The sequence below is a fragment of the Lelliottia sp. AC1 genome (genome assembly GCF_023278595.1).
Taxonomy (GTDB): domain Bacteria; phylum Pseudomonadota; class Gammaproteobacteria; order Enterobacterales; family Enterobacteriaceae; genus Enterobacter; species Enterobacter nimipressuralis.
In genome coordinates this window covers 264,642-279,756 of record NZ_CP025699.1, presented here as the reverse complement: position 1 = coordinate 279,756, position 15,115 = coordinate 264,642, and the positions used below count along the sequence as shown (strand labels likewise).

The 15,115-nt window shown below is 52.0% G+C and carries 11 protein-coding genes and 1 pseudogene; 3 read left to right on the top strand and 9 right to left on the bottom strand.

Annotated features, from left to right (window positions below; genetic code table 11):
* The 3 genes from C0560_RS01305 (at position 1) to C0560_RS01295 (ending at position 2,348) form a co-directional block, all read left to right on the top strand.
* Positions 1-1,545 (top strand): sensor domain-containing diguanylate cyclase, encoded by a 1,545-nt coding sequence (locus C0560_RS01305; RefSeq protein WP_248859462.1) that lies wholly within the window; start codon positions 1-3, stop codon positions 1,543-1,545.
* 176 nt (positions 1,546-1,721) lie between these two features.
* Positions 1,722-2,027: a PTS sugar transporter subunit IIB gene (locus tag C0560_RS01300; RefSeq protein WP_100778105.1), complete on the top strand. Its 306-nt coding sequence runs from the start codon at positions 1,722-1,724 to the stop codon at positions 2,025-2,027.
* Positions 2,028-2,030: 3 nt separating this feature from the next.
* On the top strand, positions 2,031-2,348 hold the full coding sequence (locus C0560_RS01295) for a PTS lactose/cellobiose transporter subunit IIA (RefSeq protein WP_100778106.1): 318 nt from the start codon (positions 2,031-2,033) through the stop codon (positions 2,346-2,348).
* Positions 2,349-2,464: 116 nt separating this feature from the next.
* Here C0560_RS01295 and rpoC read toward each other — a convergent pair whose 3' ends face one another.
* The 9 genes and pseudogenes from rpoC to tuf form a co-directional block, all read right to left on the bottom strand.
* Positions 2,465-6,688, bottom strand: coding sequence for a DNA-directed RNA polymerase subunit beta' (rpoC, locus tag C0560_RS01290; protein ID WP_100778107.1), 4,224 nt, complete (start codon positions 6,686-6,688; stop codon positions 2,465-2,467).
* Positions 6,689-6,765: 77 nt separating this feature from the next.
* The gene (rpoB, locus tag C0560_RS01285; RefSeq protein WP_102105780.1) at positions 6,766-10,794 is read right to left on the bottom strand and encodes a DNA-directed RNA polymerase subunit beta; all 4,029 of its coding nucleotides are present in this window, start codon (positions 10,792-10,794) and stop codon (positions 6,766-6,768) included.
* A gap of 320 nt (positions 10,795-11,114) precedes the next feature.
* Positions 11,115-11,480, bottom strand: a complete 366-nt coding sequence (gene rplL, locus C0560_RS01280) for a 50S ribosomal protein L7/L12 (RefSeq protein ID WP_095280280.1) — start codon at positions 11,478-11,480, stop codon at positions 11,115-11,117.
* Positions 11,481-11,546: 66 nt separating this feature from the next.
* Complete coding sequence (rplJ, locus tag C0560_RS01275; RefSeq protein WP_007704673.1) at positions 11,547-12,044, bottom strand: 50S ribosomal protein L10; 498 nt, start codon at positions 12,042-12,044, stop codon at positions 11,547-11,549.
* Between the two features lie 291 nt (positions 12,045-12,335).
* Positions 12,336-13,040, bottom strand: coding sequence for a 50S ribosomal protein L1 (gene rplA, locus C0560_RS01270; RefSeq protein WP_100778109.1), 705 nt, complete (start codon positions 13,038-13,040; stop codon positions 12,336-12,338).
* Between the two features lie 3 nt (positions 13,041-13,043).
* Positions 13,044-13,472: a 50S ribosomal protein L11 gene (rplK, locus tag C0560_RS01265; RefSeq protein ID WP_004097640.1), complete on the bottom strand. Its 429-nt coding sequence runs from the start codon at positions 13,470-13,472 to the stop codon at positions 13,044-13,046.
* 156 nt (positions 13,473-13,628) lie between these two features.
* A complete protein-coding gene (gene nusG, locus C0560_RS01260) occupies positions 13,629-14,174 on the bottom strand; it encodes a transcription termination/antitermination protein NusG (RefSeq protein ID WP_002438628.1) in 546 nt (181 codons plus the stop codon).
* 1 nt (position 14,175) lies between these two features.
* Positions 14,176-14,559 (bottom strand): preprotein translocase subunit SecE, encoded by a 384-nt coding sequence (gene secE / locus C0560_RS01255; protein WP_003862342.1) that lies wholly within the window; start codon positions 14,557-14,559, stop codon positions 14,176-14,178.
* A 229-nt stretch (positions 14,560-14,788) separates the two neighbouring features.
* Positions 14,789-15,115: pseudogene (gene tuf, locus C0560_RS01250) on the bottom strand (elongation factor Tu); the annotation flags it as partial.

Below are 15,115 nucleotides of genomic sequence, written 5' to 3'. Positions count from 1 at the left end.
ATGCCTGTCCACAGTAAAAAACTCTCTTTTACGACACCTATCCTGGTGAGCTTTGCGGGGATATTGCTCAGTTTTGTGCTGATCGCCGTGTTTATCACGCTGACGCAGCGAAAAGATTTTGTAGAGGATTATCATAATATTAACCTCAATTTCACGCATAACCTGGCGGTGAACTATACGGAATCGATCCTGCGTGAAAACGACCATATTCTTGGCCGGGCTGTCACATTCTTCTCTCGCAATAACCAGCTTGAGAACACGGTGAAGGTCGATCGCGAGAACGGATTGCAGGCCCTGATGCAGCTGCAAAACATGATGCCTAACGTTTCGGCTATCTCTCTGGCTGACGCCCAGGGACACTACCTGCGTGCCCCCGAAGTCCTGGCGGATGACAGCAGCAAAAAGTTTGATCCCCGCGTCCGCCCGTGGTTTGTCGGTCAGGCGCAAGCGAGTACCTTAAGCCGCTATACCAGCCCTTATATGGATTACTTTACTCATCAGCTTACCGTTACCCTCTACCGGCCCGTCATTTCGCCGGAAGGTCGCGTTAAAGGGACTCTCGGATTTCATCTCGACCTGGCTTCCATGGGATATACCCTTCGCCAGATGGTCGCCCCCATGCACGGGGAATTCTTCGTGGTGGAGCGCGATGGAAAGGTGGTACTGCATCCGGATACCCGAGCCTTGTTTAAAACCTATGTCAGTGAAGAGCTGATGGACCAGATGACCAGCGGCGAGGGGCACACCTACGATCGTAAAACCGGCTTCTGGTACTACTACTACGCCTTTACGAACCCGGACTGGCTCGTCATTTACCGCGTTTCTAATACCACGCTCACCGATATCACACGCCACGAGACGAACATTGTCAGTTGGGGATTTGCGCTGGCCGCCATCGTGATTGTCTTGTTTGGCCTGTATCTGCGCCACGCATCGCGTACGGTACTGATGAACATCATTAATGCCATTAAAACTGGCGAGGTGAATCAAGCGCCGCGACTGGAAGCGATGCTCAGTAAAACCATTCTGACGAACAAAGAGCGCGAGCGGGATTATGTGCGTCAGGCGACTGTGGACGCGCTCACCGGCTGTAAGAATCGCCGCGCCTTCGACAGCGATGTTGCGGCATTGATGAAAGAGCATCAACCCTTTGCCCTCGCGCTGGTTGATATTGATAACTTTAAATCCATCAACGATACCTGGGGCCATCTGAGCGGCGACATTGTGCTTCGTAATGTCGCCCGGGAGGGCATCCAGGTCATGCAACCCGAGCATATTTCCGTGTATCGCTACGGCGGTGAGGAGTTTGCCGTTGTCTTCCCGGCAGAACATAGTGATTCAGCTTTTAGCCTGCTGGAAAAATGGCGTCTTCAGGTTGCAGATCGCACCTGGCGGGAAGAGGGTTTGCACGTCACCTTTAGCGCCGGCCTGGGAGAGTGGCACTTCGAGCCGCTGGAGCAGTTAGTGGGCAGCGTGGACGCAGCTCTCTACGAAGCCAAACAGCAGGGTAAAAACCGCACTCTGCTCACTTCCACTCACGCATAACACCGCTTTCTCTGTGCCCGCTTTGGCGGGCGCACCGCGTAATCCGTTAAAATTGTAACCGGTTTCAGAAAAAGCAGATTTCTTTGTGATGCCTCACACACAATCGCCTTAAAGCGGTTGTTGAAGCCGCCTGCACGGGATAATTATCAATAAACACATGTACATCGAGGCTGACTATGAAGAACATCGTTTTATGCTGTGCGGCGGGTATGTCTACCAGCATGCTGGTTCAACGTATGAAAGACGCCGCAGATAAAAAAGGCGTTGAAGTAACCATTAAAGCCGTGCCGGTTGCTGAATTTAAAGACAATATTGCCACCGCCGACATCGTATTACTGGGGCCACAGGTTAAATACGAACTGGCAAAACTTCAGGCTCAGGCGGAACCGCTGGGCAAAAAGGTCGCGGTGATCGACATGATGGATTACGGCATGATGAAAGGCGATGCCGTGCTCGAAAAAGCACTCAAACTGTTGGAGTAAAACATGGAAGATTTAGAAACAACCATCATGGAGTTGCTGGTAAACGCCGGGGCGGCGCGCAGTGCGGCGTTGACCGCGCTGCAACTGGCACGTAAAGGTGACTTCGAGGGCGCCGAACAAGCGATGGAAGAGTCGCGTGAATATGTGAAGCACGCGCATACCATCCAGACCCAGCTGATTGGCCTTGATGAAGGCACCGGCAAACTCCCGGTGAATCTGATTACCGTTCATTCGCAGGACCACCTGATGAACGCGATGGTGATTCAGGATCTGGCGGGAGACATGATTGAGCTTTATCGCCGCCTGCCGCTGCTGAACTGAAAAAAAAAGAGATATAAAAAAACCCGCCGAGGCGGGTTTTTTGTTGTCGATTGGCGCTAGCGCTTTTACGACCTGGGTTTCGTTACCCGGCGATTTTCACCGCCGGGCATCAACGATTAATCGTTGTCAGAGCCGCCCAGACCTGCGTTCAGCAGTTCTGCCAGGCTTGCAGAAGCATCTTCCGCAGTTACCTGAGGTGCAGCTGGCAGTTCGCCCGCAGCACGACGACGCATACGATCCTGGTGGTAAGCATAACCGGTACCAGCCGGGATCAGACGACCCACGATAACGTTCTCTTTCAGACCGCGCAGTTCATCACGTTTACCCGCAACAGCCGCTTCGGTCAGGACACGCGTGGTCTCCTGGAAGGATGCTGCAGAGATGAAGGACTCGGTTGCCAGAGACGCTTTGGTGATACCCAGCAGGTCGCGGGAGTAGAGCGCCGCCACTTTGCCGTTCGCTTCCAGATCGCGGTTTGCAATCTTGACGCGGGAGTATTCCACCTGCTCGCCTTCCAGGAAGTCCGAGCTGCCAGCGCTATCAATGGTTGCTTTACGCAGCATCTGACGAACGATAACTTCGATGTGTTTATCGTTAATCTTAACGCCCTGCAGACGGTAAACGTCCTGTACTTCGTTGGTGATATAACGCGTTACCGCGTGAACACCACGAAGACGCAGAATGTCGTGCGGCGCTTCTGGACCATCGGAAACCACGTCACCACGTTCCACACGTTCGCCTTCGAACACGTTGAGCTGACGCCACTTAGGAATCATCTCTTCGTATGGCTCGCTACCGTCTAACGGAGTGATAACCAGACGACGTTTCCCTTTGGTCTCTTTACCGAAGGAAATGATGCCGCTGATTTCCGCAAGGATAGCTGGCTCTTTCGGACGACGTGCTTCGAACAGGTCAGCAACGCGTGGCAGACCACCGGTGATGTCCTTGGTACCGCCAGATTCCTGTGGAATACGCGCCAGGGTGTCACCACCGCTGATCTGTACGCCATCTTCCAGCTGTACAATCGCTTTGCCTGGCAGGAAGTACTGAGCAGGCATATCGGTGCCTGGGATCAGAACGTCGTTACCGTTAGCATCAACGATTTTCAGTGCCGGACGCAGATCTTTACCACCCGCGGTACGTTCTGCAGAATCCAGAACCACCAGAGAAGAGAGACCGGTCAGTTCGTCGGTCTGACGAGTAATCGTCTGGCCATCGATCATATCGGTGAAGCGAATGAAGCCCGCCACTTCGGTGATTACCGGCATGGTGTGCGGATCCCAGTTTGCTACGGTCTCGCCGCCAGCAACCTGTTCGCCATCGCCTTTCGCCATCACAGCACCGTAAGGTACTTTGTAGCTCTCTTTGGTACGACCGAATTCGTCGATCAGCTTCAGCTCGGTGTTACGAGAGGTGACAACCAGCTTGCCAGCGGAGTTAACAACCGACTTGGCGTTAGACAGCTTGATGCTACCCTTGTTTTTCACCTGGATGCTGGATTCAGCAGCCGCACGAGATGCCGCACCACCGATGTGGAACGTACGCATCGTCAGCTGTGTACCCGGCTCACCGATGGACTGTGCCGCGATAACGCCGATTGCTTCACCTTTGTTGATGATGTGGCCACGCGCCAGGTCACGACCATAGCAGTGCGCACATACACCAAAGTCGGTGTCACAGGATACGACGGAACGCACTTTCACGGAGTCGACAGAGTTCTCTTCCAGCAGGTCACACCACTGTTCGTGTAGCAGAGTGTTGCGTGGAACCAGAATGTCTGCGGTACCTGGTTTCAGTACGTCTTCAGCAGTCACACGACCCAGAACGCGATCGCGCAGTGGCTCTTTAACATCACCACCCTCGATAACCGGGGTCATGGTGATACCTTCGAGGGTGCCACAATCGTCTTCCGTCACCACCAGATCCTGCGCAACGTCAACCAGACGACGCGTCAGATAACCGGAGTTTGCTGTTTTCAGTGCGGTATCCGCCAGACCTTTACGCGCACCGTGTGTGGAGATGAAGTACTGGAGTACGTTCAGACCTTCACGGAAGTTCGCGGTGATTGGCGTCTCGATGATGGAACCATCTGGTTTCGCCATCAGACCACGCATACCTGCCAGCTGACGAATCTGTGCTGCGGAACCACGCGCACCGGAGTCGGCCATCATGTAGATGCTGTTGAAGGAAACCTGCTGCTCTTCTTTACCTTCACGGTTAATGACGGTTTCAGTTTGCAGGTTGTCCATCATCGCTTTGGAAACGCGATCGTTCGCCGCAGCCCAAATATCGATAACTTTGTTGTAGCGTTCGCCCGCGGTAACCAGACCAGACTGGAACTGCTCCTGGATTTCGGCCACTTCAGCTTCGGCTTCGCTGATGATCTCGTATTTCTTCTGTGGGATCACCATGTCATCGATACCAACAGATGCACCTGAACGCGCTGCATAAGCAAAGCCGGTGTACATCGTCTGGTCAGCGAAGATAACGGTCGGTTTCAGACCCAAAATGCGGTAACAGGTGTTCAGCATTTTGGAGATCGCTTTCTTGCCCAGCGCCTGGTTGACGATGGAGAAAGGCAGACCTTTCGGCACGATCATCCACAGAATCGCACGACCAACAGTCGTATCGATCAGGCTGGTTTTCGCAACGAATTCGCCGCTCGCATCTTTTTCGTATTCAGTGATACGCACTTTAACGCGCGCATGCAGAGAGGCCAGGCCAGCGCGGTAAATACGCTCAGCTTCTTTAGGGCCAGTCAGCACCATGCCTTCGCCTTTGGCGTTAACACAGTCACGGGTCATGTAGTACAGACCCAGTACAACGTCCTGAGAAGGAACGATGATTGGCTCGCCGTTCGCAGGTGACAGGATGTTGTTGGTAGACATCATCAGCGCACGCGCTTCGAGCTGGGCTTCCAGCGTCAGCGGTACGTGAACAGCCATCTGGTCACCATCGAAGTCGGCGTTATATGCCGCACAAACCAGCGGGTGCAGCTGAATTGCTTTACCTTCGATCAGAACCGGTTCAAACGCCTGGATACCCAAACGGTGCAGAGTTGGTGCACGGTTCAGCAGTACCGGGTGTTCGCGGATAACTTCGTCCAGGATATCCCAAACGACAGCTTCTTCGCGCTCAACCATTTTCTTAGCAGCTTTGATGGTGGTGGCCAGGCCACGCAGTTCCAGCTTGCCGTAGATGAACGGTTTGAACAGTTCCAGTGCCATTTTCTTCGGCAGACCGCACTGATGCAGACGCAGGTATGGACCTACGGTGATTACAGAACGACCGGAGTAGTCAACACGCTTACCGAGCAGGTTCTGACGGAAACGACCCTGTTTACCTTTGATCATATCGGCCAAAGATTTCAGAGGACGTTTGTTAGAACCAGTGATCGCACGACCGCGACGACCGTTATCCAGCAGGGCGTCGACGGCTTCCTGCAGCATACGTTTTTCGTTGCGTACGATGATGTCAGGCGCAGCCAGATCCAACAGTCGTTTCAGACGGTTGTTACGGTTGATCACGCGACGATACAGATCGTTCAGGTCGGAAGTCGCGAAACGACCACCATCCAGCGGAACCAGCGGACGCAGATCTGGCGGCAGAACCGGCAGAACGGTCAGAATCATCCACTCTGGTTTGTTACCAGACTGAACGAACGCTTCCAGCAGCTTGATACGCTTGGTCAGCTTTTTACGCTTGGTTTCGGAGTTGGTTTCGTTCAGCTCTTCACGCAGCTGCTCGCACTCTTGCTCCAGATCCATGCTTTTCAGCAGGGCCTGAATAGCTTCCGCACCCATTTTCGCGTCGAATTCGTCACCGAACTCTTCCAACGCGTCCAGATACTGTTCTTCGGTCAGAATCTGGTTACGTTCCAGATTCGTCATCCCGCCTTCGATAACAACATAAGATTCGAAGTACAGAACACGTTCGATATCGCGCAGCGGCATATCCAGCAGCAGACCGATACGGGACGGCAGAGATTTCAGGAACCAGATGTGAGCAGTCGGAGACGCAAGCTCGATGTGGCCCATGCGCTCACGGCGCACTTTAGTTTGGGTCACTTCAACGCCGCACTTCTCACAGATCACACCACGGTGTTTCAGGCGCTTGTACTTACCGCACAGGCACTCGTAATCTTTTACTGGCCCGAAAATACGCGCACAGAAAAGGCCGTCACGCTCAGGTTTGAACGTACGGTAGTTGATGGTTTCCGGCTTCTTAACTTCACCGAAAGACCATGAACGGATCATGTCTGGCGATGCCAGAGCAATTTTGATCGCATCAAACTCTTCGGTTTTAGTTTGCGCTTTCAGAAACTTTAATAAGTCTTTCACGGATTTGCTCCCGTCGGAGTTAGCACAATCTGGTGCCGGGTTATTAATCCGGCACCAGTGACCTGTTTGAGCGAGAGTTACTCGTCTTCCAGCTCGATGTTGATACCCAGGGAACGGATCTCTTTCAACAGTACGTTGAAGGATTCCGGCATGCCCGGTTCCATCTGATGGTTACCGTCGACGATGTTTTTATACATCTTCGTACGGCCGTTCACGTCATCAGACTTAACGGTAAGCATTTCCTGCAGGGTGTATGCCGCGCCATATGCTTCAAGCGCCCACACTTCCATCTCACCGAAGCGCTGACCACCGAACTGTGCCTTACCACCCAGCGGCTGCTGAGTAACCAGGCTGTAAGAACCGGTAGAACGCGCATGCATCTTGTCATCAACCAGGTGGTTCAGTTTCAGCATGTACATGTAGCCAACGGTAACCTGGCGCTCGAATTGCTCACCGGTACGACCGTCGAACAGAGTGATCTGACCAGAAGTCGGCAGGCCACCCAGCTGTAACAGTTCCTTGATTTCAGACTCTTTCGCACCATCGAAGACCGGTGTTGCGATCGGCATGCCTTTTTTCAGGTTCTCAGCCAGACGCAGAACTTCGTCATCGCTGAAGGTGTTCAGGTCAACTTTCTGACGAACATCAGTGCCCAGATCGTACGCACGCTGGATGAATTCGCGCAGTTTCGCGACTTCTTCCTGCTGCTTCAGCATGGCGTTGATTTTCTCGCCGATACCTTTCGCAGCCATACCCAGGTGAGTTTCGAGGATCTGACCAATGTTCATACGAGACGGTACACCCAGTGGGTTCAGCACGATATCTACCGGCGTACCGTTAGCATCGTGAGGCATATCTTCGATCGGGTTGATCTTGGAGATAACACCTTTGTTACCGTGACGACCTGCCATTTTATCACCAGGCTGAATCTGACGTTTAACGGCCAGATAAACCTTAACAATCTTCAGCACGCCTGGTGCCAGATCGTCGCCCTGAGTGATTTTGCGGCGTTTCGCTTCGAGTTTTTTCTCGAACTCGTGTTTCAGTTCGTCGTACTGCTCAGCCAGTTGTTCCAGCTGACTTTGTTTCTCTTCGTCGGCCAGGCCCAGTTCCAGCCAGCGGTCGCGAGGCAGTTTGTCGAGCTTCTCAGCTTCGATGCCACCGGAGACCAGCGCAGCATAGATACGACTAAACAGGCCAGCTTCGAGGATCTGCAGTTCTTCAGACAGGTCTTTTTTCGCCTGCTTCAGCTGCATCTCTTCGATTTCCAGCGCACGTTTGTCTTTTTCTACGCCATCGCGAGTAAAGACCTGAACGTCGATAACCGTACCGGAAACACCGTTTGGTACACGCAGAGAAGAGTCTTTAACGTCAGACGCTTTCTCACCGAAGATGGCACGCAGCAGTTTCTCTTCTGGCGTCAGCTGGGTTTCACCTTTCGGCGTTACCTTACCAACCAGAATGTCGCCGCCGGTCACTTCTGCACCGATGTAAACGATACCGGATTCATCAAGTTTAGAGAGCGCAGCTTCACCCACGTTCGGGATGTCAGCAGTGATCTCTTCTGGCCCCAGCTTGGTGTCACGGGACACACATGCCAGTTCCTGAATGTGAATCGTGGTGAAACGATCTTCCTGGACCACACGCTCGGACACGAGGATGGAGTCTTCGAAGTTGTAACCGTTCCACGGCATGAACGCTACGCGCATGTTCTGACCGAGCGCCAGTTCACCGAGATCGGTAGACGGACCATCTGCCAGCACGTCGCCGCGCTCAACCGGTTCACCCAGAGAGACACACGGCATCTGGTTGATGCAGGTGTTCTGGTTAGAACGGGTGTACTTCGTCAGGTTATAGATGTCGATGCCTGCTTCGCCCGGATACATCTCGTCTTCGTTAACTTTGATAACGATACGGGAAGCATCAACGTACTGAACAGTACCGCCACGTTTAGCAACTGCGGTTACACCGGAGTCAACGGCAACAGCACGTTCCATACCGGTACCAACCAGCGGCTTATCAGCGCGCAGAGTCGGAACCGCCTGACGTTGCATGTTTGCACCCATCAATGCACGGTTGGCGTCATCGTGTTCCAGGAATGGAATCAGGGACGCACCAACAGAAACGATCTGCTGCGTGGAAACGTCCATGTAGTCCACCTGATCATTGCTGAACAGGCTGGATTCGCCTTTGCTACGGCAGGTAACGAGATCGTCAACGAAACGACCTTCTTCGTCCAGGTTGGTGTTCGCCTGAGCGATGACGTAGTTACCTTCTTCGATAGCAGACAGGTAATGAATTTCGTCGGTTACAACACCGTCAGTCACTTTACGGTACGGAGTCTCGAGGAAACCGTATTCGTTAGTCTGTGCGTACACGGACAGGGAGTTGATCAGACCGATGTTTGGACCTTCAGGCGTTTCGATTGGACATACGCGACCGTAGTGAGTCGGGTGTACGTCTCGAACTTCAAAGCCTGCACGTTCACGGGTCAGACCGCCTGGGCCGAGTGCAGAGATACGACGTTTGTGCGTAATCTCAGACAGTGGGTTGTTCTGGTCCATGAACTGAGACAGCTGGCTGGAACCAAAGAACTCTTTCACTGCGGCAGAAATTGGCTTGGCGTTGATCATATCCTGAGGCATCAGGGTATCCAGATCGCCCAGAGACAGACGCTCTTTCACCGCACGCTCAACACGTACCAGGCCAACACGGAATTGGTTTTCCGCCATTTCGCCTACGGAACGGATACGACGGTTGCCGAGGTGGTCGATATCATCCACTTCGCCTTTGCCGTTACGGATATCAATGAGCTTTTTCATCACTTCGATGATGTCTTCTTTGCTCAGGATACCGGAACCTTCGATCGCGTCACGCAGCAAAGAACGGTTGAACTTCATACGACCAACCGCGGACAGATCGTAGCGGTCTTCGGAGAAGAACAGGTTCTCAAACAGGCTTTCAGCCGCTTCACGCGTTGGTGGCTCACCAGGGCGCATCATGCGGTAGATTTCTACCAGCGCGCTCAGACGATCGTTAGTTGGGTCAACGCGTACAGTCTCAGAGATGTACGGACCGTGATCCAGATCGTTGGTGAACAGCGTTTCGATACGTTTGTGACCAGACTGGCTCAGCTTAGCCAACAGATCCAGGCTCAGCTCCATGTTAGCCGGGCAGATCAGCTCGCCAGTTGAAGCATCAACGTAATCTTTTGCTGCCACTTTGCCCGCGATGTATTCAACCGGAACTTCGATGTGTTTGATTTCATCTTTTTCCAGCTGGCGGATATGGCGCGCAGTGATGCGGCGACCTTTTTCCACGTACACTTTGCCGTCGGATTCGATGTCGAACGACGCGGTTTCGCCACGCAGACGTTCCGGCAGCAGCTCCATTTGCAGCTTGTTGTCGCGGATCTCAAAGATCACTTTCTCGAAGAACAGGTCAAGGATCTGCTCAGTGGTATAGCTCAACGCACGCAGAATGATGGTCGCTGGCAGTTTACGACGACGGTCGATACGGACAAACAGATTGTCTTTCGGATCGAACTCGAAGTCCAGCCATGAACCACGGTAAGGAATGATGCGCGCGTTATACAGTACTTTACCGGAAGAGTGTGTTTTACCTTTATCGCTGTCGAAGAAGACACCCGGGCTACGATGCAGCTGGGAAACGATAACACGCTCTGTGCCGTTGATGACAAAAGTACCGTTGTCCGTCATGAGTGGAATTTCACCCATGTAGACTTCTTGTTCTTTAATGTCTTTAACGGTGCCTTCTGGCGCTTCGCGCTCATAGACAACCAGACGCAGTTTGACGCGCAGCGGTGCGGAATAGGTCACACCACGGATCTGACATTCCTGAACGTCAAATACCGGTTCGCCAAGGCGGTAGCTGACGTATTGCAGCTCAGAATTACCGCTATAGCTTTTGATTGGGAATACGGAACGGAAGGCTGCTTCCAGACCATACTGCCCTTCAGGATCTTGCTCGATAAACTTCTGGAACGAGTCAAGCTGGATAGAAAGGAGATAAGGTATATCCAGAACTTGTGGACGTTTACCAAAATCCTTACGAATACGTTTTTTCTCGGTATAGGAGTAAACCATTAGGGTTCCTCAGCTCGCTGACAAGTCGACCCATCTGTCCGACGAAGGGACAGTTTGTGCAACACCGTTTTGTTGATCGGAAAATTGAATACTTTCCGCAATACCTGTTGCTATCACGCTTAAACCATTTCGTTGCGATTTACACAGAGCGAGCACCCTGTCGCAGTATATTAAGGCGTCGATAGAAACAAGCATTGTCAGGACAACCAGCAGTCAAACAGTGTGAAATGCTACTGGCGCCTTACAGCGCAAAAAGGCTGGTGACTAAAAAGTCACCAGCCATCAGCCTAATTTCTCAGGCTGCAACCGGAAGGGTTGGCTTATTTAACTTCAACTTCAGCGCCAGCTTCTTCCAGAGATTTTTTCAGTGCTTCTGCGTCATCTTTGCTCACGCCTTCTTTCAGAGCGGCTGGAGCAGATTCTACCAGGTCTTTAGCTTCTTTCAGACCCAGGCCAGTTGCGCTACGTACTGCTTTGATAACAGCAACTTTGTTAGCGCCAGCAGCTTTCAGAATTACGTCGAATTCAGTTTTTTCTTCAGCAGCTTCAGCCGGGCCAGCAGCTACAGCTACAGCAGCAGCAGCGGAAACACCGAATTTTTCTTCCATTGCAGAAATCAGTTCTACAACGTCCATTACGGACATAGCTGCAACTGCTTCAATGATTTGATCTTTAGTGATAGACATTTAAATTGTTCCTGAAAATCAGAATAAGTTTATACGTAAGCGAATGCTTGATAAAGAAAACGGCTATTAAGCAGCTTCTTTTGCATCGCGAACAGCAGCCAGAGTGCGAACCAGTTTGCCAGCCGAAGCTTCTTTCATGGTTGCCATCAGGCGTGCAATTGCTTCTTCGTAGGTCGGCAGGGTTGCCAGGCGATCGATTTGCGATGCCGGGATCAACTCACCTTCAAAGGCTGCGGCTTTGACCTCAAATTTTGCATTCGCTTTCGCGAAATCTTTGAACAGACGAGCAGCTGCGCCCGGGTGTTCCATAGAATATGCAATCAGGGTCGGACCAACGAACGCGTCTTTCAGGCACTCAAACTGAGTACCTTCAACAACACGGCGCAGCAGGGTGTTACGAACAACACGCATGTATACGCCGGCTTCGCGACCTGCTTTACGCAGTTCAGTCATTTTGTCTACAGTTACGCCGCGGGAATCCGCAACTACTGCAGACAGCGCGCCTTTGGCTACTTCGCTGACTTCAGCAACAATCGCTTGTTTGTCTTGAAGATTTAAAGCCATTAGCTTTGCTCCTGGATGTTTGCCGGAACTCATGTTCCGGAACTCACTTCACTCTTGCCAACGGAAAGAGCGTCTTAATACGGTGAGCAGAAACAAGCCAGAGTATCAGAAATAATCTTAGCGTTCTGTCACCGTCTACGCAGGGCATTAAGCCTCTTTCGAGACACCTGCGGTCTTCGACGGAGGCCTGGATTAGGCCAGGCTCCAACGAACAAATCTTTTTACCTGCTAACTTTCGTTAGCAAACGTGGGGGTAAGATTGTAGACAAATCCACCGCCCACGTAAAGGTATTAGTTTGCAGCAGCGCTCAGGCCAGCCTGGTCAACTGCAACACCTGCACCCATAGTGGTGGAGATGCTAATTTTCTTGATGTACACGCCTTTCGCCTGAGTTGGTTTTGCTTTTTTCAGCGCAACCAGCAGAGATTCCAGGTTTTCTTTCAATTTGTCAGCGTCGAAGTCCACTTTACCGATAGTAGTGTGGATGATGCCGTTTTTGTCGTTACGATAACGAACCTGACCCGCTTTAGCGTTCTTAACCGCTTCAGCAACGTTAGGAGTTACAGTACCAACTTTAGGGTTTGGCATCAGGCCGCGTGGACCCAGAACCTGGCCCAGCTGGCCAACAACGCGCATTGCATCCGGGGAAGCAATAACAACGTCAAAGTTCATTTCGCCTTTTTTGATCTGATCAGCCAGATCTTCCATACCTACCAGTTCAGCGCCAGCAGCTTTAGCAGCTTCAGCGTTTGCACCCTGAGCAAATACAGCTACGCGTACGGAACGGCCAGTACCGTGTGGCAGTACAGTTGCGCCACGAACGTTCTGATCAGATTTACGAGCGTCGATACCGAGGTTTACAGCAACGTCAACGCTTTCAACGAACTTAGCGGTAGCCAGTTCTTTCAGCAGAGCGATAGCTTCGGTGATGTCGTATTGTTTGGTCGCATCAACTTTGTCACGGATCACGGACATGCGCTTGGTCAGTTTAGCCATTTCTTAGTCCTCCACTACCAGGCCCATGGAACGTGCAGTACCTTCAATGGAGCGAGTCATCGCTTCAATGTCGGAACCAGTCATGTCGGCAGCTTTGGTCTGCGCGATTTCCTGCAGCTGAGCGCGGGAAATTTTACCAACTTTATCTTTGTTCGGCTTACCGGAACCAGACTTGATACCAGCCGCTTTTTTCAGCAGTACTGCCGCCGGCGGGGTCTTGGTAACGAAAGTGAAAGAACGGTCAGCGTATACGGTGATAACAACCGGAATTGGCAAACCTTTTTCAAGGGATTCAGTTTTTGCGTTGAACGCTTTACAGAATTCCATGATGTTAACACCCTGCTGGCCCAGAGCTGGACCAACTGGTGGACTTGGGTTAGCCATACCAGCTGCAACCTGCAGCTTGACATAGGCTTGTACTTTCTTAGCCATTCTAAAATCCTCTAAATGGGTTATAGCGCCTCAAGGAGGCTCCCCGTGATAAATATCGTTTTACGGGTCGGAACCCATAAAAACAAAAGGCGCGAAATTGTATTCCAATCTCGCGCCCTGTGCAACGATTAAATCGCCGCTTTTTTGATCGGCTGCTTAGGCTTTTTCTACCTGGGCAAAGTCCAGTTCTACCGGGGTCGCACGACCGAAGATAGAAACAGAAACTTTCAGGCGGGACTTCTCGTAGTCCACTTCTTCAACCACGCCGTTAAAGTCAGCAAACGGACCGTCGCTAACACGAACCATTTCACCCGGTTCAAACAGCGTTTTCGGACGCGGCTTATCACCAACCTGCTGCAGGCGGTTCATAATCGCATCAACTTCTTTGTCGCTGATTGGCGCCGGACGATCGGACGTGCCGCCGATAAAGCCCATTACGCGCGGGACGCTGCGCACCAGGTGCCAGCTTGCATCGTTCATCACCATCTGAACCAGCACGTAACCCGGGAAGAATTTGCGCTCGCTTTTGCGACGCTGGCCACCACGGATCTCGACCACTTCTTCGGTCGGAACCATGACTTCACCAAACAACTCTTCCATATTGTGTAATTTGATATGCTCACGCAGCGAAGTGGCTACGCGGCCTTCAAAACCGGAGAACGCCTGAACGACGTACCAGCGCTTTTTAGGGGCTTCAGACATCTTAGAACCTCAGGCCAGTGATAAAGGAAACCAGGCGAACCAGAATACCATCCAGTCCCCACAGAATCAGTGACATGACTGCTGTCACTGCTGCCACAATCAGCGTGGTGTGCAATGTTTCCTGGCGAGTCGGCCAAATGACCTTGCGAACTTCGGTTCGCGCTTCGCGGGCAAAAGCAACGGTCGCTTTACCTTTTGTCGTCAACAGCGCGACACCACCCGCTGCAGCAATAAGAATTACTACGGCCAGCGCACGCAACGGCAGCATCATGTCACGATAGAGGTAGTTGCCAACAATAGCCACAATCAGCAGCACGGCCACAACTACCCACTTCATCGCTTCCAGGCCGCGACCGCTCCCTTGAGCTTCGGTATTCGCACTCATAAACCAACCTGTCAGAAGTATTCTACAAACAATTTCACCCCGCGAGAGCGAGGCGATCCAACCCGAAAAAACCAATCGCTTTTCGGACTAAACGCCCTCTACAGAGCCTGTCTCAGCAATGATTATGACAAAAAAAATCACTGATGAGCCAGGTTCTGGTTCGAAAGCGTGCAAAAAGGGCATCAAATGATGCCCTTTTATTGCGCATTGCGTCAAATGTTATCAGCGATTAGCCGAGAACTTTAGCAACAACGCCTGCACCAACAGTACGGCCGCCTTCACGGATTGCGAAACGCAGACCGTCATCCATCGCGATTGGGTGGATCAGGGTAACAACCATTTTGATGTTGTCGCCTGGCATTACCATCTCTACGCCTTCTGGCAGTTCGATGGTACCGGTCACGTCAGTTGTACGGAAGTAGAACTGTGGACGGTAGCCTTTGAAGAACGGAGTATGACGGCCGCCTTCATCTTTGGACAGGATGTAAACTTCAGATTCGAATTTGGTGTGCGGCTTGATAGAGCCTGGCTTAGCCAGTACCTGACCACGTTCGAT